The organism is Vibrio sp. Scap24 (genome assembly GCF_013394185.1).
GTDB classification, from domain to species: domain Bacteria; phylum Pseudomonadota; class Gammaproteobacteria; order Enterobacterales; family Vibrionaceae; genus Vibrio; species Vibrio pomeroyi.
The window spans coordinates 2,282,527-2,303,944 of record NZ_CP041332.1 but is presented as its reverse complement, the minus strand read 5'-3'; the positions used below and the strand labels follow the sequence as shown (position 1 = coordinate 2,303,944).

Annotated in this window: 22 protein-coding genes; 7 read left to right on the top strand and 15 right to left on the bottom strand. The window is 45.2% G+C overall.

What is annotated here, in order from left to right; translation table 11 throughout:
• Nucleotides 1-89: 89 nt before the first annotated feature.
• The gene (gene rsmI / locus FLM53_RS10255; protein WP_017062903.1) at nt 90-956 is read right to left on the bottom strand and encodes a 16S rRNA (cytidine(1402)-2'-O)-methyltransferase; all 867 of its coding nucleotides are present in this window, start codon (nt 954-956) and stop codon (nt 90-92) included.
• 61 nt (nt 957-1,017) lie between these two features.
• On the opposite strand from rsmI, the gene FLM53_RS10250 reads away from it, so the two are divergent.
• From FLM53_RS10250 to FLM53_RS10235, 4 genes are read left to right on the top strand one after another with little or no spacing between them, the layout of a single operon-like run.
• A complete protein-coding gene (locus tag FLM53_RS10250) occupies nt 1,018-2,835 on the top strand; it encodes a penicillin-binding protein activator (RefSeq protein WP_176680897.1) in 1,818 nt (605 codons plus the stop codon).
• Nucleotides 2,822-3,220, top strand: a complete 399-nt coding sequence (locus FLM53_RS10245; protein ID WP_017629356.1) for a YraN family protein — start codon at nt 2,822-2,824, stop codon at nt 3,218-3,220. Before FLM53_RS10250 ends, FLM53_RS10245 begins: the two co-directional genes overlap by 14 nt.
• 2 nt (nt 3,221-3,222) lie before the next feature.
• Nucleotides 3,223-3,813, top strand: a complete 591-nt coding sequence (locus FLM53_RS10240; protein WP_010434705.1) for a phosphoheptose isomerase — start codon at nt 3,223-3,225, stop codon at nt 3,811-3,813.
• A gap of 16 nt (nt 3,814-3,829) precedes the next feature.
• The gene (locus FLM53_RS10235; RefSeq protein ID WP_176680896.1) at nt 3,830-4,435 is read left to right on the top strand and encodes a BON domain-containing protein; all 606 of its coding nucleotides are present in this window, start codon (nt 3,830-3,832) and stop codon (nt 4,433-4,435) included.
• A 91-nt stretch (nt 4,436-4,526) separates the two neighbouring features.
• Here FLM53_RS10235 and sspB read toward each other — a convergent pair whose 3' ends face one another.
• The 8 genes from sspB to zapE form a co-directional block, all read right to left on the bottom strand.
• Nucleotides 4,527-5,021, bottom strand: a complete 495-nt coding sequence (gene sspB, locus FLM53_RS10230) for a ClpXP protease specificity-enhancing factor (RefSeq protein ID WP_256099351.1) — start codon at nt 5,019-5,021, stop codon at nt 4,527-4,529.
• Nucleotides 5,022-5,026: 5 nt separating this feature from the next.
• The gene (gene sspA / locus FLM53_RS10225; RefSeq protein WP_017629359.1) at nt 5,027-5,662 is read right to left on the bottom strand and encodes a stringent starvation protein SspA; all 636 of its coding nucleotides are present in this window, start codon (nt 5,660-5,662) and stop codon (nt 5,027-5,029) included.
• Between the two features lie 97 nt (nt 5,663-5,759).
• The gene (locus tag FLM53_RS10220; RefSeq protein WP_017629360.1) at nt 5,760-6,497 is read right to left on the bottom strand and encodes a cytochrome c1; all 738 of its coding nucleotides are present in this window, start codon (nt 6,495-6,497) and stop codon (nt 5,760-5,762) included.
• Nucleotides 6,494-7,759, bottom strand: coding sequence for a cytochrome bc complex cytochrome b subunit (locus tag FLM53_RS10215; protein ID WP_017629361.1), 1,266 nt, complete (start codon nt 7,757-7,759; stop codon nt 6,494-6,496). Before FLM53_RS10215 ends, FLM53_RS10220 begins: the two co-directional genes overlap by 4 nt.
• A complete protein-coding gene (gene petA, locus FLM53_RS10210) occupies nt 7,759-8,349 on the bottom strand; it encodes a ubiquinol-cytochrome c reductase iron-sulfur subunit (protein ID WP_004740757.1) in 591 nt (196 codons plus the stop codon). Before petA ends, FLM53_RS10215 begins: the two co-directional genes overlap by 1 nt.
• A 330-nt stretch (nt 8,350-8,679) precedes the next feature.
• Nucleotides 8,680-9,072, bottom strand: a complete 393-nt coding sequence (rpsI, locus tag FLM53_RS10205; protein WP_004740758.1) for a 30S ribosomal protein S9 — start codon at nt 9,070-9,072, stop codon at nt 8,680-8,682.
• A 13-nt stretch (nt 9,073-9,085) separates the two neighbouring features.
• Nucleotides 9,086-9,514: a 50S ribosomal protein L13 gene (gene rplM / locus FLM53_RS10200; protein ID WP_010434689.1), complete on the bottom strand. Its 429-nt coding sequence runs from the start codon at nt 9,512-9,514 to the stop codon at nt 9,086-9,088.
• Between the two features lie 247 nt (nt 9,515-9,761).
• A complete protein-coding gene (gene zapE / locus FLM53_RS10195; protein ID WP_176680894.1) occupies nt 9,762-10,865 on the bottom strand; it encodes a cell division protein ZapE in 1,104 nt (367 codons plus the stop codon).
• Nucleotides 10,866-11,085: 220 nt separating this feature from the next.
• On the opposite strand from zapE, the gene zapG reads away from it, so the two are divergent.
• The 3 genes from zapG to degS all read left to right on the top strand — a co-directional run bounded on the left by zapG (nt 11,086) and on the right by degS (nt 14,247).
• A complete protein-coding gene (zapG, locus tag FLM53_RS10190; RefSeq protein WP_017629363.1) occupies nt 11,086-11,541 on the top strand; it encodes a Z-ring associated protein ZapG in 456 nt (151 codons plus the stop codon).
• 127 nt (nt 11,542-11,668) lie between these two features.
• Nucleotides 11,669-13,024, top strand: coding sequence for a Do family serine endopeptidase (locus tag FLM53_RS10185; protein WP_176680893.1), 1,356 nt, complete (start codon nt 11,669-11,671; stop codon nt 13,022-13,024).
• A 158-nt stretch (nt 13,025-13,182) separates the two neighbouring features.
• Nucleotides 13,183-14,247: an outer membrane-stress sensor serine endopeptidase DegS gene (degS, locus tag FLM53_RS10180; protein WP_176680892.1), complete on the top strand. Its 1,065-nt coding sequence runs from the start codon at nt 13,183-13,185 to the stop codon at nt 14,245-14,247.
• A gap of 117 nt (nt 14,248-14,364) precedes the next feature.
• On the opposite strand, the gene parC is transcribed toward degS, so the two are convergent.
• The 6 genes from parC to nudF all read right to left on the bottom strand — a co-directional run bounded on the left by parC (nt 14,365) and on the right by nudF (nt 21,309).
• The gene (gene parC, locus FLM53_RS10175; protein WP_176680891.1) at nt 14,365-16,623 is read right to left on the bottom strand and encodes a DNA topoisomerase IV subunit A; all 2,259 of its coding nucleotides are present in this window, start codon (nt 16,621-16,623) and stop codon (nt 14,365-14,367) included.
• A gap of 3 nt (nt 16,624-16,626) precedes the next feature.
• A complete protein-coding gene (parE, locus tag FLM53_RS10170) occupies nt 16,627-18,507 on the bottom strand; it encodes a DNA topoisomerase IV subunit B (protein WP_017629367.1) in 1,881 nt (626 codons plus the stop codon).
• A 239-nt stretch (nt 18,508-18,746) separates the two neighbouring features.
• Nucleotides 18,747-19,352, bottom strand: a complete 606-nt coding sequence (gene yqiA, locus FLM53_RS10165) for an esterase YqiA (protein WP_176680890.1) — start codon at nt 19,350-19,352, stop codon at nt 18,747-18,749.
• Complete coding sequence (cpdA, locus tag FLM53_RS10160; RefSeq protein ID WP_176680889.1) at nt 19,352-20,176, bottom strand: 3',5'-cyclic-AMP phosphodiesterase; 825 nt, start codon at nt 20,174-20,176, stop codon at nt 19,352-19,354. Before cpdA ends, yqiA begins: the two co-directional genes overlap by 1 nt.
• A gap of 58 nt (nt 20,177-20,234) precedes the next feature.
• A complete protein-coding gene (locus FLM53_RS10155) occupies nt 20,235-20,675 on the bottom strand; it encodes a DUF1249 family protein (RefSeq protein WP_008222561.1) in 441 nt (146 codons plus the stop codon).
• Between the two features lie 4 nt (nt 20,676-20,679).
• A complete protein-coding gene (gene nudF / locus FLM53_RS10150) occupies nt 20,680-21,309 on the bottom strand; it encodes an ADP-ribose diphosphatase (RefSeq protein WP_017629370.1) in 630 nt (209 codons plus the stop codon).
• Nucleotides 21,310-21,418: the final 109 nt, after the last annotated feature.

Here is a 21,418-nt window from a genome sequence, read left to right as displayed (position 1 = left end):
AGGAATGAAGGGTTTGCCCTCATTCCTCACAAGCTTTGAAATAGCGCTCTAGCAACTTATACACTGAGCAGCTATTTACCTATTCAGCCTTAACCATCTAAGTGCTCAAGGCCCCACTTGTATAACGCATTCTTTTTCAGGTTGTAGATTTCAGCTGTCATTGCCGCCGCTTTTTTAAGAGGTAACTCTTTAGTTAGGATACCCAGCGTACGAGTCGCTTCGTCTGGCAGTTCTGTGCTCGCTTCTTCACGATGACCATGAATCAGTAACACCATCTCACCGCGCTTACGGTTCGAATCTTCTTCAATCCACTCAATAAGCTCACCCAATGGCAATCCTTGAATGGTTTCGAATGTCTTAGTCAGCTCACGCGCTAATACCACTTCGCGGTCTGGGCCTAAGATCTCAAGCATGTCTTGTAGAGAGTCTGAGATGCGGTGAGGTGATTCGTAGAAGATACACGTTCGCTCTGCTTTCGCGATCTCTAAGAACTTATCTTTACGACCTTTGCTCTTTGGAGGTAAAAAGCCTTCAAAGCTGAAACGATCAGATGGCAAACCAGACGCACTCAACGCCGTAATCACAGCACAAGCGCCAGGAAGTGGCACAACTCTCACACCCGCTTGACGACATTGTGATACAAGATGGTAACCTGGGTCACTGATTAAAGGTGTACCCGCATCAGAGACTAATGCGATAGACTGACCTTCTAATAACCTTTCGACTAGAACTTGCGCTTTAGTTTGTTCATTATGATCATGTAAAGCGAACGTTCTGGTTGATATATTGAAGTGAGCAAGCAGCTTACCCGTGTGGCGTGTGTCTTCGGCTGCAATAACATCGACACTTGATAAAATTTCAATTGCTCTTTGAGTGATATCTCCCAAATTTCCGATTGGGGTTGGCACAATGTAGAGAGTTGGGCTCTCTGTGAGCAAGGTTTTGTTATCTGTCATTTGTTTACCATCACTTCAACGATTAATATAGATACAAATTTATACGGAATTTAAAGAACTCATGGCAACGATGAACCATAAGAGACTCAGTGTACCACGCTTACTAACTCCAATTGCATTAGCAATTACATTGGCGGCTTGTTCTTCAGGTCCTCAAGCACCAACGAGCGTTGATATTACACTAGATCCAGCGCAATCAACTGAAAGTTACATGATGCAGGCGGATAGTAGCAAAGGAAGTCTACAAAACGACTGGTTAATCATGGCGCTTAAAGCTTCTGTGCAAGCTGGAAAAACCGATCAAGCAACATTGCTTATCAAACGCTTGGCTAAACAAGAGCTGAGTGAAGTTCAACAGGCAGAATGGCAATTGGCTCGCGCTCAGCTGTTAGTCAATAACTCACAGCCTGATCAAGCTTATAGCCAACTGAACTTTCAGCCTTGGTGGAAGCTACCTGACGAACAGTGGAAAGATTATCACGAGCTACGCGCGAACATCTCAGAGATGAAGAGTGAGTATTTCGAGGCAAGCCGTGAGTTAGTGCTCTATTCAGAGTACCTAGAAGCTGACGAAGAGCTTCAACAGCAAACTGCCGACCGTATTTGGCAAAACCTGAATAGCTACTCTCAATACGAGATTCTAGAACTGAAAACATCGCCGACAGAAGATGTGCTTTCTGGTTGGTTACAACTGGCTATCTACATGAAGACGCTGAACTCGAATCTTCCAAACCTGCAGGAAACCCTGTCTGATTGGTTAGCCGAGAATCCTCAGCACCCAGCTGCGACTTACACACCTCAGGCGATCACCGACATCTTGGCGCTAGAGATCAGCAAGCCAACCAGCACTGCACTGTTGCTGCCGCTAACGGGTAAATACGGTAAGCAAGCACAACTGGTACGTGATGGCTTCATCTTTGCGATGATGAACGACAAAGAACGCGAAGAAGATGCAACGCTGACAGTCATGGATACCAATGTGCAAAGTGCTGCTGAGATTAAAGCGACACTGGAAGAGAACAACGTTGATTTCATTGTTGGCCCGCTAATTAAGAGCAACATAACTAAGCTTCAGCAAGCACAGAAAAACCACGAGAACTCGATTCCGGCTCTAGCTCTGAACATTCCAACGCAACTAGAACCTGATACCAATATTTGCTATCTCGCTCTATCGCCTGAACAAGAAGTCGCTCAAGCAGCGAAGCATCTTTTTGCTCAAGGCTACAAGTACCCGCTTATCCTTGCTCCAAAAGGACGTTTAGGTGATCGCGTTGAACAAGCGTTTAAAGAAGAGTGGAAAAAATACAGCAGTAATGATGTAGCAATCAGCTTATTCTCAGACAAGCGTCAACTACAACGTAATGTGAATCAGGTATTTGGCTTACAAGAGAGCCAACAACGTATCGCTCAAATGGATGGTCTGCTTAACCTTGACCTAGAAACTGAGCCGCGTAGCCGTCGTGATATCGATTCAGTGTACATTGTGGCGAAAAACTCAGAGCTAACGCTGATCAAGCCTTTCATTGAAGTGGCGATTAACCCAGATGCTAGCCAGCCTGCTCTGTTCTCAAACTCACGCAGCAACAGCGGTGATAAGCAGTATGAAGACCTGACAGGTGTGTTCTACAGCGATATCCCACTATTGGTTGAGAACAAGAACGAGCTTAACAAAGAGCTAAACGACCTATGGCCGTCATACTCAAATGGCCAAAAACGTCTGCAAGCGTTAGGGATGGATGCTTACTACCTAATGGATGCTCTTCCACAGATGAAGGCCGTTCAGGGTTACAGCATTCCTGGTGAAACAGGTGTGCTCACTATCGACAACAACTGTGTTGTTCAACGTGAAATCAGCTGGGCAGAGCATGGGGCTTTTTAGCCGAACGTTCTTAGCGAAACCAACTATCACCCACAAACAGGTGGGTGATAAATACGAGGCCGTGGCAAAATCTTATCTGATTAACCACGGTTTATCGTTAATTCAAGAAAACTTCATAGCAAAATGTGGCGAGATTGATCTTATAATGCGCCATAACAACACGATTGTGTTTGCCGAGGTAAAATACCGCAAGCAAACCCGCTACGGACATGCCGCAGAAATGGTGACAGCCAAGAAGTCACAGAAGCTACTCAAAACAGCTAATATTTGGCTGATGCAGCAAGGCCTGTCGGTGCACTCTACAGATTTCAGATTTGATATCGTTGCCATTGAAGGGCCGAATGACAATATCAATTGGATTCAAAACGCGATTACCCAAGGATAAACATGCTAGACAGCATTAAAGAAAGTTTTACAGAAAGTATTCAAATCCAAATTGCGGCTGCAGAAGCCCTGCCAGACGCAATCACGCATGCCGCTCAAGCCATGGTTGCGACCTTGCTTAACGGAAACAAAATTCTTTGTTGTGGTAACGGTGGTTCGGCGTCGAATGCTCAGCAATTTGTGTCGTGCCTACTTAATCGCTTTGAAACCGAGCGCCCTAGCCTTCCAGCGATGGCGCTAATGGCAGACAACACCACGCTAACGGCAGTTGCTAACGACTACCACTATGAAGAGATCTTCTCTAAGCAGGTACGCGCGTTTGGTCAAACTGGCGATATCCTGTTAGCTATCTCTACCAGCGGTAACAGCAAGAACATCATCAAGGCAATGGAAGCGGCAGTAACTCGTGACATGACCATTATCGCCTTTACGGGTAAAGATGGTGGTGAAATGGCAGGTTTACTTGGTGAACACGATGTAGAGATTCGTATCCCTTCACACCGTACCGCGCGCATTCATGAAGTACACATGGTGACACTGCACTGCCTATGTGACCTAATCGATCAAGTTCTCTTCCCAGCTCACGAAGAGTGATATACGGAGCATCACAATGAAATCATTAACCTCTATGAGGCTGTTTAAGCTGATTAGTGTTTCGCTACTTACACTGTCCCTATCTGGTTGTGCTGGCATTTTCATTGCTGGTGCAGCAACCACAGCGAACTTAGTCACTGATACTCGAACCACCAAAGAAATTTGGAACGACAACAATATCGAATTTGAAGTCGCAGCCATCACCAATAAACAACCCTACCGTGGCAATGTTCGCATCACTGCGAGCTCTTACCGAGGTTCAGTTGTACTGATGGGACAAGCGACCACAGACGCCGAGCGCCGTGCCTTTGAAAGCCAAGCTAAAGATGTGGCTGGCGTAGAGAGCATCCACAATCAGGTTCGTGTTAAACAACCATTGTCGATCAGTGCCATCAGTAACGACAGCTGGATTACTACTAAGGTGAAATCTGCACTATTAGCTAATGCTGAACTGAATGGCATTAAAGTGAAGGTAATTACTGAGGATTCAGAGGTCTTCCTACTTGGACTGGTTTCTCGCGAACATGCGGATATCGCAACCGAAGTGGCGCGTAATGTCTCTGGTGTAAAACAGGTGATCCGAGCATTTGAATATGGCGAAGAAGAGACAGCTGTTAACTAGCGTTTTATTTGAAGCTTTAGCGTATTGTACAAAAAGAAAAAGCAGCGACGAGTCGCTGCTTTTTTTATTCGGGTTCGTTATTTAACTAACGTTATTTGATAACACGAAGGCTTGGGCGACCTTTTGCTGGACGAGGTGGCTCAGGGTCTGAGTCAGGCTCTTCAGCATCTACATCTGCCGTTGCTACGCTCAAAGATGGGCCTTTTTCTGGTTCTTCAAAAGGAGTGTCTTCAATCCCTTCTTCGAACGCTTCCATGTAAGCCTCTTCAGGTTCAAACATGGTGCCAGCACCGTTCTCACGAGCGTAAATCGCTTGTACAGCATAAAGTGGCACGATCACAGAGTGTGGACGACCACTAAAGCGTGCACTAAACGTCACAGCTTCGTTACCCAGTTCAAGTTGTCCAACAGCACGAGGCGCGATGTTCAGAATGATCTGACCATCTTGAACAAACTCTTCTGGTACTCGCACACCCGGTAATGTTGCTTCAACAACAAGGTGGGGAGTCAATTCGTTATCAACCAGCCAATCGTAAAATGCACGAAGCATGTATGGACGGCGTGGTGTCATATTTGAAATATCCATAACGCTTAGCGAACTAGTCGCATCTCGCGCTCAGCTTCAGTTAGAGAAGCTAGGAATGAATCACGTTCAAATACGCGGTTCATGTAAACTTTAAGTTCTTTAGAACCAGGGCCAATCAGTTCAATACCAAGCTCAGGTAAACGCCATAGTAGCGGAGCTAGGTAGCAATCAATTAGGCTAAACTCTTCGCTCATGAAGTATTCATACTCAGCGAAGATTGGAGCAAGAGTCAGTAGGTCGTTGCGTAGTTTAACGCGAGCTGCTTCAGATTCTTCAGCGTTGCCTTTAACGATCTTCTCTGCAACTGAATACCAGTTACGCTCAATGCGGTACATCATTAGACGGCTATTACCACGAGCAACCGGGTATACAGGCATCAATGGTGGATGAGGAAAACGCTCATCTAGGTATTCCATGATGATCTTTGAGTCATATAGAGCAAGCTCACGATCAACAAGAGTTGGTACTGATTTGTACGGGTTCAGTTCAACAAGCTCTGCTGGTAGATTTTTCTCATCAACCAACTCAACTTCAACACTTACGCCTTTTTCAGCAAGAACGATGCGCACCTGATGGCTATACATATCAGAAGCACTTGAGAAAAGAGTCATTACAGAACGTTTATTGGCAGCTACAGCCATGGAGCCCTCCAGTACACTTTAAATAAAAACAATGGAGGCCTAAAGCCTCCATTGAACATTAACATAATTTGGGAATTAGCACGGTATTATAGCACAATTAGTGCACATCACGCCAATACTCTTTCTTAAGCAAAATCACGATGATAGTGAAGATGACTAAGAAGGCCATTACCCACCAACCCATAGCGTGACGCTCAAGTTGAACTGGGTCGCCTGAGTAAACCAAAAAGTTAACAAGGTCACGAACCGCTTCGTCGTATTCACCAGAACTTAGTTCACCAGAACCGTCAGTTTCAGTACCAACAACTACTGTTACCTCTTCGCCATCTACCATGTGAGTATCGTAGATTGGTGTCGGGATACCTTGCAGCTCTTCAAGAACGTGCGGCATACCAACACTTGGGAAAACAATGTTGTTCACACCAAATGGACGTGATGGATCTTCATAGAAAGTACGAAGGTACGTGTATAGCCAATCGGCACCACGAACACGAGCAACCAAAGTTAGGTCAGGTGGCGGAGCACCAAACCAACTTGCCGCTTGCTCTGAAGGCATAGCGTTAACCATCAAGCTACCGATTTTCGCTTCAGGATCGAAAATCAGGTTTTCCTTCATTAGATCAACTGGGATCTCTAAATCATTCGCAACACGTTCATAGCGTTGGTACTGCGTTGAGTGACAAGCAAAACAGTAGTTCATGAACATCTTAGCGCCATTTTGCAATGAAGCTTTATCTGTTAAGTCGTTGTTTGCTTTGTCTAATGGTACGTTTGCACCCGCTGCCATCGCCAATGACGGCAACATAGCAAATAAAATTACAATCCACTTTTTCATTTGAATGTCACCCTTTCTGGTAATGGTTTCGTCGCTTCATTTTTACTGTAGAACCACAGTAGAACGAAGAACATGAAGTAACCTAAGCTAAAAATTTGAGCTAGTAGCGTGTATGTTGGCGTTGCTGGAAGCGCACCAAGTACACCAAGCGCAATAAAGCTTATTGTGAATTGGATGATGTTAATCAAATGCAGTTTGCTACGGTAACGGTAAGAGCGCACTTTACAACGGTCGAACCATGGCAGTAGGAATAGCACAACAATAGATGCACCCATTGCTACTACACCTAGCAGCTTATCAGGAACAGCACGAAGTACAGCGTAGAACGGCGTGAAGTACCAAACTGGAGCAATGTGCTCTGGTGTTTTCAGTGGGTTTGCAGCTTCAAAGTTAGGCGGCTCAAGGAAGTATCCACCCATCTCTGGGTTAAAGAACAGCACATAACAGAACAAGAATAGGAAACCAGCAACACCTACCATATCTTTCACAGTCCCGTATGGGTGGAAAGGAATAGAGTCGATGATGTCGTATTTCTTAGTGTAATCCTTGTGGAATGGGAACTGAGTTTTGTAGTCGTCGCCCATTGTGCCTTTCGGAAGCTTAGTCTCGATACCGTCTGGGTTGTTTGAACCCACTTCGTGCAGAGCTAGTACGTGAAGTACGATAAGCAGCAGAAGAACAATTGGTAGTGCGATAACGTGCAGTGCGAAGAAACGGTTCAGCGTTGCACCAGAGATGATGTAGTCACCACGGATCCAAAGCGTTAGGTCATCACCGATAACAGGGATCGCACCAAACAGAGAAATGATTACCTGAGCACCCCAGTAAGACATTTGACCCCATGGTAGTAAGTAACCCATGAAAGCCTCAGCCATAAGCACTAAGAAGATCAACATACCGAAGATCCAAAGTAGCTCACGAGGTTTTTGGTAAGAACCGTAGATTAGACCACGGAACATGTGCAGGTAGATAACAACGAAGAATGCCGAAGCACCCGTCGAGTGCATGTAACGCAGTAGCCAGCCGTATTCCACATCACGCATGATGTATTCAACAGAAGCAAATGCACCGTCGCCAGACGGTACGTAGTTCATTGTCAGCCAAATACCTGTAAGGATTTGGTTAACCAACACCAACATTGCCAAAGAACCGAAAAGGTACCAAAAGTTAAAGTTCTTAGGCATTGGGTATTCAGATAAGTGCTTTTTGTAAGCATTCATCGCGGGTATACGTTTTTCTACCCAGTCTAGTAGTCCTTGCATTATGCATCTCCCTCGTCAATACCGATAAGGATCTTGGTGTCGCTTAAATACATATGCTTTGGCACAACAAGGTTCAACGGTGCAGGTACGCCTTGGAATACTCGACCAGCCATATCAAATTTCGAACCATGACACGGACAGAAGAAACCAGACTTAACACCCTGAACTTGTTCTGCAAAAGAATCTGGCAGGTAAGTTGGAGAACAACCTAAGTGCGTACAGAAACCAACAGCAACGAAGAATTCCGGCTTAATCGAACGGAATTCGTTCTGTGCGTATTCAGGTTGTTGTTCAGCTTCAGATTGAGGATCACGAAGTTGACCACCAATAGACTTTAGATTTTCTAATACCGATTCAGCACGGCGTACAACCCATACAGGTTTACCTTGCCACTCGACACGAACCATTTGTCCCGGTTCCAACTTACTGACTTCCACTTCCACCGGCGCGCCCGCAGCTTTCGCCTTGGCACTCGGATTCCATGATTTAATAAAAGGCACGGCTACAGCAGCTGCTCCTAAACCACCAACAACGGCTGTTGTTGCGGTTAAGAAACGCCTGCGACCGTTATTTAAAGGCGCGTTGCTCATCCAAACATTCTCCCATTTGCTCCTTATGGATTGAAATTATTCCGATTAAAGAGCATGGCTAACAAAATATGTATTTAGTTCTATTTATTGACGGCAAATGATAAATAAAACCCTACTTTTTGACAAGATAAAGCTACCTTTTTGTAACAATCATGAGGCAAAGCGCACATTGGGTTACAAAAGCTTTCAAAATATAAGAATTTGGAAATAAAACGAGGGAGGGAAAGCGTTTAGCGGGGGTATAAAAACAAAAAGCCCGGCATATAGCCGAGCTTTGAACCACAATTCCAGCAATAAAACTGGGAGCGTGTACTTTTTCGTAAAGAAAAATTAACGCTTAGAGAATTGAGGTTTACGACGTGCTTTACGTAGACCAACTTTCTTACGTTCAACGCAACGAGCGTCACGAGTAACGTAGCCAGCTGCACGTAGAGCAGGACGTAGAGTTTCATCGTACTCCATAAGAGCGCGAGTGATACCGTGGCGGATTGCGCCAGCTTGACCAGAAATACCACCACCAGAAACAGTGATGTAAAGGTCAAGTTTCTCAGTTAGTTCAACTAGCTCAAGAGGTTGCTTAACAACCATACGAGAAGTTGGACGACCGAAGTAAACATCAAGGCTACGCTTGTTGATTACGATCTCACCAGAGCCTGGTTTGATGAAAACACGAGCTGCTGAGCTTTTGCGACGACCAGTGCCGTAGTATTGATTCTCTGCCATTTTCATAATCCCCTTAGATGTCTAGTACTTGTGGCTGTTGAGCAACATGGTTGTGCTCAGTACCAGCGTACACTTTAAGCTTACGGTACATCGCGCGGCCTAGAGGACCACGTGGAAGCATACCTTTAACTGCTAGTTCTAGAACCATTTCTGGTTTCTTAGCAATTAGCTTTTCAAAAGTGATAGTTTTAAGACCACCTGGGAACTCAGAGTGACGGTAGTAAACCTTACCCTTAGCTTTGTTACCAGTTACAGCAACTTTCTCAGCGTTAACAACGATGATGTAATCACCAGTGTCTACGTGAGGAGTGTATTCTGCTTTGTGCTTGCCGCGTAGGCGAGAAGCGATTTCACTTGCTAGACGGCCAAGAGTTTTGCCTTCAGCGTCTACAACATACCAGTCGCGTTTTACAGTTTCTGGTTTAGCAACGAAAGTTTTCATGCTAATAATTACCTATTTAAAAAATTTACACTTAAGGAATACTCGCGTATTCCCACTGTCTAAGAGTTACCATTCATCACCCCTTCGAGTGTTGGAAAACTCTTGGCATAACGTGATTTTACTCATCGCTAGAGGCCCGCAGTAACGGTAGGTCGCAGGATTATAGAGAAGAGCGAAGAAAAAATCACCTCTTTTTGAACAAAATCACGATTTTTTTAATTCTATTTCTTATTCGAGATAATCAGAACTAACTTAAGTGTTCTTTTGCCAAATATTCATGGCTCTGCATTTCGATTAAACGCGACTGACAACGTTTAAATTCAAACTCTAGCTGGCCATGGGTATACAATTTTTCGAGCTCAACTTCCGCTGAAATAATCAATTTCACATTACGCTCGTAGAACTCATCCACCAACGCGATAAAGCGCCTCGCTGCATCATCTGAAGTCGCGTCCATTTGCAGTACATCAGCCAACAGAACGGTATGGTAAACACGTGAGAGCTCAATGTAGTCATTCTGGCTACGAGCCGACTGACAAAGCTGAGCAAAAGTACCATGCAGCACACCATCACTCGCTTCAACGACATCCAGTTGGCGGTGATTGACCTCGATCTGCTTAAGCTTCTCTTTATCTTCACCAACGAGCTGAGCGTAATACTTTTCGAGGTTGATATTCGCTTGGCTATCCAGCGGGTAATGATAAATTTCAGCCTGCTCTAAGGTACGTAGGCGATAATCAATGCCGCTATCAACATTAAGAATGTGGCAGTTATCTTGAATCAGCTTAATTGCTGGCAAAAAGCGCGCGCGTTGCAAACCGTTACGATACAGATCTGCCGGCGGAATATTTGAGGTTGCCACCAGGATAACGTTACGAGCGAATAACTCTTGGAACAAAGTGCCTAGGATCATGGCATCCGTGATATCAGAAACAAAGAATTCGTCGAAACAGATAATATCCGCCTCTTCTTTCAATTTATCGGCGACCAAAGGCAATGGATCACTGACGTTACCGAGTGCCTTCAACTCATCATGCACTCGATACATAAAGCGGTGAAAGTGAACACGCATTTTTTTAGTGGTCGGTAAAGCATCGTAGAACGTATCCATTAGGTAAGTTTTACCGCGCCCTACACCGCCCCAAAAATAGAGGCCTTTCGGTGGTTGTGGCAGTTCTGGCTTTTTACCCATCAATTTCTGGAATCGAGTCAGTTGAGGAATGGGCGTATTCATGTAATCTTGGAATTGATGAAAGAGTTCATCTAAAGATTTAACTGCTTGCTCTTGTGCTGGATCTCTTTGAAATCCATGTTCTTTTATATCTTGTTCGTATTTTTTGATGGGATTCATGACGACATTTCCACAATGAAAGCGATATTCAGACAGCAAATAAAAATGGGCTCAGACAGTACGATAGATTAAGTAATGCGGTGAATAATGCAGCACTAAACTGCTAACTAGCGCACACGCATTTCTCTTTATACTGCGGCTTTCTCATAGTACCATGGAGCCGTAGCACGTGTAACTAAGCAGTAACAAACATGTTAAAAAACAATAATAAGGAGCTGTTATGCCTTGGATGTATGCCGTTGCCGGTTTACTAGTCGGAGTTATTTTAGGTGTCGCTATTTCTCGTCTTATGACACCTGAATACAAAAAACAAAAGAACGTACAGAAAGAATTGGATAGCGCAAAGTTTGCCCTGGAACAGCAGCGACAAGAGCTGGCTGACCACTTTGCGAAATCAGCAGAAATGTTGGACACCTTAGGTAAGGACTACACGAAACTGTACCAACACATGGAAAAAACAAGCTCAGAGCTGATTCCTAACCTGCCAGAGCAAGACAACCCGTTTGTGAAAACAGCTGCGGCTCATTCGGACAAATCACAAGATAAGCCTTCAATTAAAGAAGCGACTCTTGAGGAACAACCGAAAGATTACGCGAATGGCGCAACCGGTTTATTTACAGAACAGAAGAAAGAGATCATTGATGCTCCTGATGTAGTGACAGCAAAAGCATCATAAACATTTAACACTTCTGTGAACTTTACAAAGGTTTTTGAGTCATAACTTTCACTCAGGTCATTTGAAACTTCTCATACTTATTACACGTATTGAGAGGGGTAAGACCTTAACTAGAGAGGAGTTTATGATGAAAAAACCTTTGCTTGCTTTATCAGTACTGACTTTAAGCTTAAGTTCAATCATCACCCCCATTCAAGCAACGGCCGCACTGCCATTAAGTGTGGGTAACGAACAATTACCAAGCCTCGCGCCTATGCTTGAACAAGTGACCCCCGCTGTGGTTAGTATTGCCGTAGAAGGCAAACAGGTACAACGTCAGCAAATCCCTGAACAATTTCAATTCTTTTTTGGCCCCGAACAAACACGAGAGCGCCCATTCCGCGGGTTAGGCTCTGGTGTGATCATTGATGCCAAGAAAGGCCATATCGTGACTAACTACCATGTGATTAATGGTGCCGACGATATCAAAGTAAAACTTCATGATGGTCGAGAATACGATGCCGAGCTTATCGGTGGCGATCAGATGTCTGATATCGCACTGCTTAAACTAGAAAAAGCCAAGAACCTTACCCAAATAAAAGTGGCAGACTCAGACAAATTAAGAGTCGGTGATTTTAGTGTCGCAATTGGTAACCCATTTGGACTTGGGCAAACCGTGACATCCGGTATTGTTTCTGCACTTGGTCGTAGCGGCCTGAACCTAGAAAACTTTGAGAACTTCATTCAAACCGATGCAGCCATCAACAGCGGTAACTCTGGTGGTGCATTAGTGAACCTCAACGGTGAACTGATTGGTATCAACACAGCCATTCTTGGCCCTAACGGAGGTAATGTCGGTATCGGCTTTGCAATCCCATCCAATATGATGAAAAACCTGACAGAACAAATCCTCGACTTCGGTGAAGTAAAACGCGGTATGCTTGGTGTTCAAGGTGGTGAAGTCACCTCTGAATTGGCAGAGGCACTAGGTTATGAATCCAGTAAAGGGGCCTTTGTGAGCCAAATTGTACCTGATAGTGCCGCAGACAAAGCAGGCCTGAAAGCGGGCGATATTATTGTCTCTATCAACGGTAAGCGCATTGATACCTTTAGTGAACTGAGAGCCAAAGTGGCAACTCTAGGTGCGGGTAAGCAGATTGAGCTTGGTGTAGTTCGCGATGGGAAAAGTAAGACCTTTGACGTAACTCTTGGTGAATCGACTAACAGCAAGACACAAGCCGAAAAACTCCACGAAGGACTTGCTGGCGCTGAGCTCACCAACACAACAGACAGCGACTCAGCAACAGGCGTGAAGGTGTCAAGTGTGGCTCAAGGCTCACCAGCAGAGGCTTATCAACTTCTCAAAGACGACATCATTATCGGCGTCAACCGCCAAACCGTTAAAAACCTTGCTGAATTTAGAAAGATTCTTGAGAAACAACCGGGCGTATTGGCGTTAAATATCCAACGTGGCGACAGGACTATCTACCTCGTTATTCGATAGTCGTACGTCAGCGTAATAATAGGGAGGCTCGGTAAGTTTGCTTTAAACTTACTCAGTCTCCCTTTTCTTTAGATGAATCAAAATGCTATGCTTCACTAGTAATCAAGTCAGTCATCCATCTACGGAGGCTTCACACCTTACTTGTTGAAGAGGGAAACATGCTGTCCTTTCTATTTCGTTCTATTTCCCTTGGACTTGTTTCAGCGGCGCTTATTCTTCTTGCATTTCCAAGCTTGAGACCCGCTATTGTTTCTGATGTTACCAGCCCTAAAGTGGATAACATCGGTTCGCTTCAGATTTCATTTAATCAAGCTGTACGCCGCGCGGCACCAGCTGTGGTTAACATTTATAGCCGTAAATATGCAGAAAGCGATCGCAACAAACTGCTGACTCAAGGTTTGGGTTCAGGAGTAATTGTCAGCGAAAAAGGCTATATCATTACTAACTTCCACGTGGTTGCTCAAGCTGACCAAATCGTAGTGGCACTTCAGGATGGCCGAGTCGCTGCCGCACAACTTGTCGGCTCAGACAAACGCACCGATATCGCGATACTGAGAGTCAGCGGTGACAACCTACCAGTGATCCCATTAAACCCAAGCTACAAAGCCAACGTCGGTGATGTGGTACTGGCGATCGGTAACCCATATAACCTAGGCCAAACGACCACCTTCGGCATCATCTCGGCAACGGGTCGCTCTTCGATCAGTGCTGATGGGCATCAAGCCTTTATTCAAACTGATGCGGCGATCAATGAAGGTAACTCTGGTGGTGCACTGGTTAATTCACAAGGTGAGTTAGTTGGCATCAATACCGCTTCTTTCCAACAAGCTACGGATATGGAAACCTACGGGATCTCGTTTGCTATCCCTTACCCACTAGCAAATAAAATCATGGAGAAGATCATCGCGGATGGTCGTGTGATTCGTGGTTATATCGGCATTGATGGCCAAGACATCAACTCAGTCACGTCACGTTTGCTTGGCACCAAGAACATCGGCGGGATTGTTGTATTAGGCATAGACCCGAACGGACCAGCAGCTGATGCAGGCTTTGAAGCGCAAGATATCATTGTTAGCATCAACAACACCCAAGTTAATGGACGTCAGAGCGTGATGGATATTGTTACTGACCTACGTCCAGGTACGGTTATTGATGTCGGTATTCTGCGCCAAGGTGAGAACAAGACGCTTAAGGTCACCATCGCTGAAGATACTCGTTTGTAGAGCAATTCTAAAGGTAGCGATTCAAACGGCTAAAGTACGAATACAAAAGAATACAGATACAAAAAACCCAGCTCTCAGGCTGGGTTTTCTTTTATCCGAAGATGGTATCAAGTTTCTCTATGATTCACTTGGCTCATCGATGTCGATACGAGTCACTCGCTGTAATCCTCTAGGCAGTAACCCACCACGACGACCACGCTCACCACGGAAGTTCTCGAGATCCGATGGTTTCAAACCAAGCTTACGTTTACCCGCGTAGATAGTCAGCGTTGCATTCTCTGGGATAGCCATCAAGTGCGATACAAACTCTTCACGCTCTTTTGCTTTCGCAGAAGGGATGTTGATGATCTTGTTACCCTTACCTTTGCTCAGTTGAGGTAGGTCTTTAATCGGGAACAACAACATACGCCCTTGGTTAGTAATCGCTAGAATCTGGTTACTGTCCAAATCAGCAATCGGGCTTGGCATCATCACTTCAGAAGACTGTGGCAAGTTCACTAACGCTTTACCGCTCTTGTTCTTCGACAGTAGATCACTGCCCTTACAAACAAAGCCGTACCCAGCATCAGAACCGACTAACCATAGCTGCTCATTCTCTCCCATCACCACTTGGCGAATAGAAGTACCAGGGCTCACGTTCAGGCGGCCTGTAATCGGCTCACCTTGGCTTCGTGCCGAGGGTAATGAATGAGATTCAAGGGAGTAGCTTCGGCCATCACTGCCGAGGAACACCGCTTGTTGATTACTCTTACCCTTAGCGCTTGCTAAGAATTTATCGCCAGACTTGTAGTTCAAGCCCTCAGCATCAACCTCATGCCCTTTCGCATGACGAATCCAACCTTTCTCAGACAACACAACCGTGATTGGCTCACTAGGAACAAGGTCACGCTCTGTTAGCGCTTTCGCTTCTGCACGTTCAACCAATGGAGAACGACGATCGTCACCATATTTCTCGGCATCCGCTTGGATTTCTTTCTTGATCAGGGTGTTTAGACGACGCTCAGAACCCAGTAGTTTTTCAAGCTTATCGCGTTCTGCTTCAAGCTCTTCTTGCTCGGCGCGAATCTTAAACTCTTCTAACTTAGCTAAGTTACGAAGTTTAATGTCTAAGATAGCGTTCGCTTGTGTCTCAGTAATATTGAAGCGGCTCATCAGCACAGGACATGGTTCGTCTTCTGTACGAATGATTTCAATCACTTCATCAATATTGAGGTAAGCAACCAGCAAGCCTTCTAAGATGTGCAGGCGAGCTAATACTTTGTCTAGACGGTATTGCAGACGACGACGAACGGTTGTGCGACGGAACTCGATCCACTCTTTCAGGATTTGAACCAGACCTTTAACTTGAGGGCGATTGTCTAAGCCAATCATGTTCAAGTTAACACGGAAGTTCTTCTCTAGATCCGTCGAAGCAAATAGGTGACTCATCAGCTGATCACAATCGATACGATTCGAACGAGGAACCACTACGATACGCGTTGGGTTCTCGTGATCCGACTCATCACGCAGATCGTCAACCATTGGTAGCTTCTTAGCTCGCATCTGGTTAGCGATTTGTTCAAGCAACTTAGCTCCTGACACTTGGTGAGGCAGAGCTGTGATAACAATATCAGAGCCTTCTTTATGCCAAACTGCGCGCATCTTGATACTGCCACGGCCTGTACGATAGATCTTTTCGATGTCCGACTTCGGCGAAATAATCTCAGCCTCTGTCGGGTAATCTGGGCCTTGAATGAAACCCATCACATCTGGAAGTTCAGCTTTCGGAGTATCAATCAAATGAATCGCTGCGTTCGCCACTTCACGGACATTGTGAGGTGGGATGTCAGTCGCCATACCAACCGCAATACCTGTGATGCCGTTAAGCAAGATATGAGGAAGACGTGCTGGCAACATCTGAGGCTCTTTCATCGTGCCATCAAAGTTTGGTTGCCAATCAACGGTTCCCTGACCTAATTCACCAAGCAGAACTTCAGCAAACTTCGACAGTTTTGCTTCGGTATAACGCATCGCAGCGAATGATTTAGGATCATCCGGTGCACCCCAGTTACCTTGACCATCTACCAGTGGGTAGCGGTAAGAGAACGGCTGTGCCATCAGTACCATCGCTTCGTAACAAGCAGAGTCACCGTGTGGGTGATACTTACCTAGTACGTCACCAACGGTACGTGCTGATTTTTTATATTTCGAAGCGGCCGATAGACCAAGCTCAGACATCGCATAGATAATACGGCGCTGAACGGGCTTAAGGCCGTCACCGATATAAGGCAATGCACGATCCATGATCACGTACATTGAGTAGTTTAAGTAGGCGTCTTCGGTGAACTTGCGCATTGGCAACTGTTCAACGCCATCAAATGTAATTTCGTTAGACATCCATTATACCTCGGCCATATCACCGTTAGTCTGTAGCCATGTGCGGCGATCATCAGCGCGCTTTTTACCTAGCAGCATGTCCATCATCTCAAGAGTCGCTTCGTTATCATCAATGGTTAATTGAACAAGACGACGAGTGTTTGGATCCATGGTGGTTTCGCGCAACTGAAGTGGGTTCATCTCACCCAGACCTTTGAATCGTTGTACGTTGATTTTGGATTTCTTCTTAGACAGACGCTCAAGCACGCCATCTTTTTCATCGTCATCCAATGCGTAGAACACCTCTTTACCACAGTCGATACGATACAGTGGCGGCATTGCTACATAGATATGACCCGCTTCAACTAATGCGCTGAAGTGACGAGTGAATAACGCACATAGAAGTGTTGCGATGTGAAGACCATCCGAGTCCGCATCGGCAAGGATACAGATCTTACCGTAACGTAGGCCTGATAAATCGTCGTTGTCAGGGTCAATGCCCAAAGCAACAGAGATGTCGTGTACTTCTTGTGAAGCCAAAACTTGGTCTGCTGACACTTCCCATGTATTTAGGATCTTACCGCGCAGTGGCATTACTGCTTGGAACTCACGATCGCGAGCTTGTTTAGCCGAACCACCCGCCGAGTCCCCTTCCACGAAGAAGATTTCGGTGCGGCTTAAATCTTGAACCGAACAGTCAGTTAGTTTCCCCGGCAGTGCTGGGCCTGATGCGATCTTCTTACGCACAACCTTTTTGCTCGCGCGCATACGTCGGTGAGCATTGGCAATACAAGCTTCAGCTAGCTGCTCTGCCAGTTGCGGTTTTTCATTCAACCAAAGGCTGAAGGCATCTTTTACCACACCAGAAACAAACGCTGCGGTTTGACGAGAAGATAAACGCTCTTTTGTTTGACCAGCAAACTGAGGGTCTTGCATCTTCACAGATAGCACGTATGAACAACGATCGAAGATGTCGTCACCCGTTAGCTTTACGCCACGTGGCAGTAGATTACGGAATTCACAGAACTCACGCATTGCATCAAGCAGACCTTGGCGAAGACCGTTTACGTGTGTACCACCTTGCTTGGTCGGAACTAAGTTCACGTAACTCTCGGTGATCATATCACCGCCTTCTGGTTGCCAGATAATTGCCCAGTTAGCCATTTCCGTTTCAGCAACGAATTCACCCACATAAGGCTCTTCTGGCAATAAGGTGTAACCTTTCACGCCTTCTGCAAGGTAATCTTTTAGACCATCTTCATAGAACCATTTGTGCTCTTCACCACCAACTTTGTCGACAAAGGTGATTTCTAAACCTGGGCAAAGTACCGCTTTTGCTCTTAGGTTATTGATAAGGCGAAGTGTCGAAAATTTTGGGCTATCGAAGTATTTTGGATCAGGCCAGAAATGGACTGATGTACCGCTGTTACGATGACCACAAGTGCCTGTTACAGTCAGTTCTGTTACGGCATGACCACCTTCAAGTGCGATCTCATGAACCTGACCTTCTCGGCGAACGGTCACTTCAACACGTTTTGATAGTGCGTTTACAACCGAGATACCTACCCCGTGCAAACCACCAGAGAACTTGTAGTTGTTGTTTGAGAATTTACCGCCAGAGTGGAGCTTGGTTAAGATCAGCTCAACACCTGAGATCCCTTTTTCAGGGTGGATATCAACGGGCATACCACGGCCGTCATCGGTAACTTCTAACGATTGGTCTGCATGAAGCACAACTTTGATCTTCTTAGCGTGTCCCGCTAGTGCTTCATCGACCGAGTTATCAATGACTTCTTGGGCAAGGTGGTTAGGTCTTTCTGTCTCGGTATACATTCCCGGGCGGTGTCGCACAGGGTCGAGACCTTCAAGTACCTCGAGGTCTTTTGCATTATATTGTTCAGTCATAATACGGAGTTTACTCAAAAAGTTTGCGTCAGTTCGCTGGCTCTAGTTTCACTAAAGCAGAATCATTACTATGAACCGTCATAGTAGAGCGAACGAGCGAAGTATTGGGGAATATAGTCTGGAAGCTGAGTAATGATGTCAAGCTAGTTCAAAAACTAAGACATCAAACTATGATATTTCACCATTGATAGATGAAATAACAGGCAAACAAGAGAAAATCACTCGATTGGTGGAACAGATTAAAGATTTAGAAAGGTGATGATTTGCTGTGGGTAGCGTTCAAAATCAACAAAGCTATGATCCCCACCCTCTTCTACTGTCTGTGTTGCACCTTGGTACTTCTCTACCGCTTGTCGGTAATCCAGAACTTCGTCTTCCGTTTGCTGAAGCAGCCAGAAGTCGCTCGGCTTTTCGATAGCCGGCACATCTAACGCCTTCAATTCATCAATATGCTTTGTTTCCAGTACATATCGTTCATCTGTGTATGGGTTTACTTGCTCACCTAAATAATCAGCCAACAATTCATAAGGCTTCACTGCCGGGTTAACAACAACCGCTTTAAAACCATAGTGACTATTAAGCCATGTTGAAAGGTAGCCACCCAACGAGCTGCCGACTAATGCGATCTGGTACTGATCTTTGTATTGCTCCACCAGCGTTTGCAAATGAAGTGCCGCTTGCTGAGGAAAACTCGGAAGCTGAGGGGTAATCACCTTGATATCAGCGCGATACTCTGCACAGTAATCTGCCATCACCGTCGCCTTGTGGGAACGCGATGAGCTGTTAAAGCCGTGAATATAAAGAAGCAGTGATGGCTTAGTGGTTTGTGTATCGGAGCCAGTCATTAATAACCGCCTGCAGCAAAGTCAGGTAGGAATTGCCCATGAGGTAAACGGCGAACTTGCGTGGTCACCGTGCCATCTTGATGCAATTCAATCTCTCGCCAACCTGGAGACAAAGTATCCACCGCAAAGTCATTCGAGTTAGGTTTGAATTGAACACAAGTCGACGGTGTTGCCATGACTTGTACACCATGATGCTCTCGATTCATGTCTTGGTGAACATGACCACACAACACGGCTTTCACATTGGTGTGTTGTTGAACCACATCCCAAAACTGGTCAGCATCTTTAAGGTTATGTTGATCCAACCATGCACTACCAACCAATAACGGATGATGGTGCAGTAGAACCAAGGTATTGCGCTCTGGGAATTCTGATAGTTTTTGCTCGAGTAGATCGAGCTGTTGATCACTGAGTCGCCCATGAGGTACACCCACGACTTGCGAGTCCAACATCACCATCTGCCAGTTATCACCTAGCAAGACATGCTCAACGCATTGAATTTGTGGAGATGGTAAAACGCTACCCATATTCGGTTTGAAGTCATGGTTGCCCGGAAGCCAGTAACAAGGCTTTTCTAAAGGCTGAATCCCTGACTCAAATTTCTGGTACGACTCAGCACTGTGATCTTGCGAGATATCACCCGTCGCTAAGATCGCTTGGTAGTCAAAGTCCTGACTAACAATGCCATCGACTACAGCACGAAAGCTATCTTGAGTGTTGATGCTTAATAAGCTGCCATTGCTCGGCGCAAATAAATGCGTGTCCGTTAGCTGCACAAGCTTAATACTGCTCTCATCAAATTTTGAAGTGTGTGATAATTCCAAAATAACAAATCCAGATACGTTACTGTTTAGACTTTAAAGTGTTCTTAAATAGGCTCAATTAAAAGGCAATTGGGGTTCGGCTGATACCAGTTTTTAAACAAAACGTTAACCATTCCCCAAGAAATTTATTCAATTGAAATTTCTCGTCCTTTTGCAGAAGCTTAGTGTTGGGATAGTCATATTTCGCTTTGACACGCGAAAAATCCCCGCTAGCGCACACTTCTGCAACTCGAGCGTCGTGATATAGCCTGACAGACATTTTTGGCAAAGGAAACACTGGCATCGCGTCACTCTGACATATATCTATTAATGTGGTGTATTTTGTGACCTCATTCACTGTCAATTGATACACCATATTAACGGCTTGGTAACAGCGAACGTCACCAACCTCATGTCCAACCGGTAACAAAGCGTTAAGTTTGGCATAGTTAGTCTCGTAAACTCGCATCAATTCAGCAAGATCAACATGATACGGTTTTTTGACCGCTATATTTGGCATGACGTTAATCTATCCACTCTGACTGTAATTCTTGGTAGTTCAATTGTAGCCACTGTAGCGCAATGATCGTGGCTCCATTTTCAAACACACCGTCTTTTACTAACTGATAAGCAGCTTCGCGACTCATCACTTGTACACGAATGTCTTCACCTTCGTAATCCAGTCCGTGCACCCCTTTTGCAGTCGTTGCATCAACACAGCCAACAAAAACGTCGAGCTTTTCTGAGCAACCACCAGATGAAGGGTAATACGAAGTAATAGGCAACACAGATCCGACTTCGACTCCCGCTTCTTCCATCGCCTCGCGACGAGCAACGTCTTGCGGTGATTCATCGGTATCAATGATCCCGGCAACAATTTCGTATTGCCATGGGTTCTCATGCTCTAAGGCACCGACACGGATCTGTTCGACGATCACCACTTCATCACGCACAGGATCATAAGGTAGCAAAGCGGCAGCATGACCACGCTCAAACATCTCACGCTGTATTGGTTGGCTCCAGCCGCCCTCAAACAGTCTATGTTTAAATGTGTACTTAACCATTTTGAAAAAACCACGAAACAGCGTCTCTTTTGAGACTATTTCCACATCTTGCGGAGTAAACTCATGTCGTTGATTGTCATACTGTTGCATTTGGTACCCCACTAAGTGATCTTTATAGTTTACTCATTGTCCGAGTTAACTACCAAGGATAAGGTTCAACTTTTTATATAAAATTTATAATTAAAGTTAAGTTTTAAAA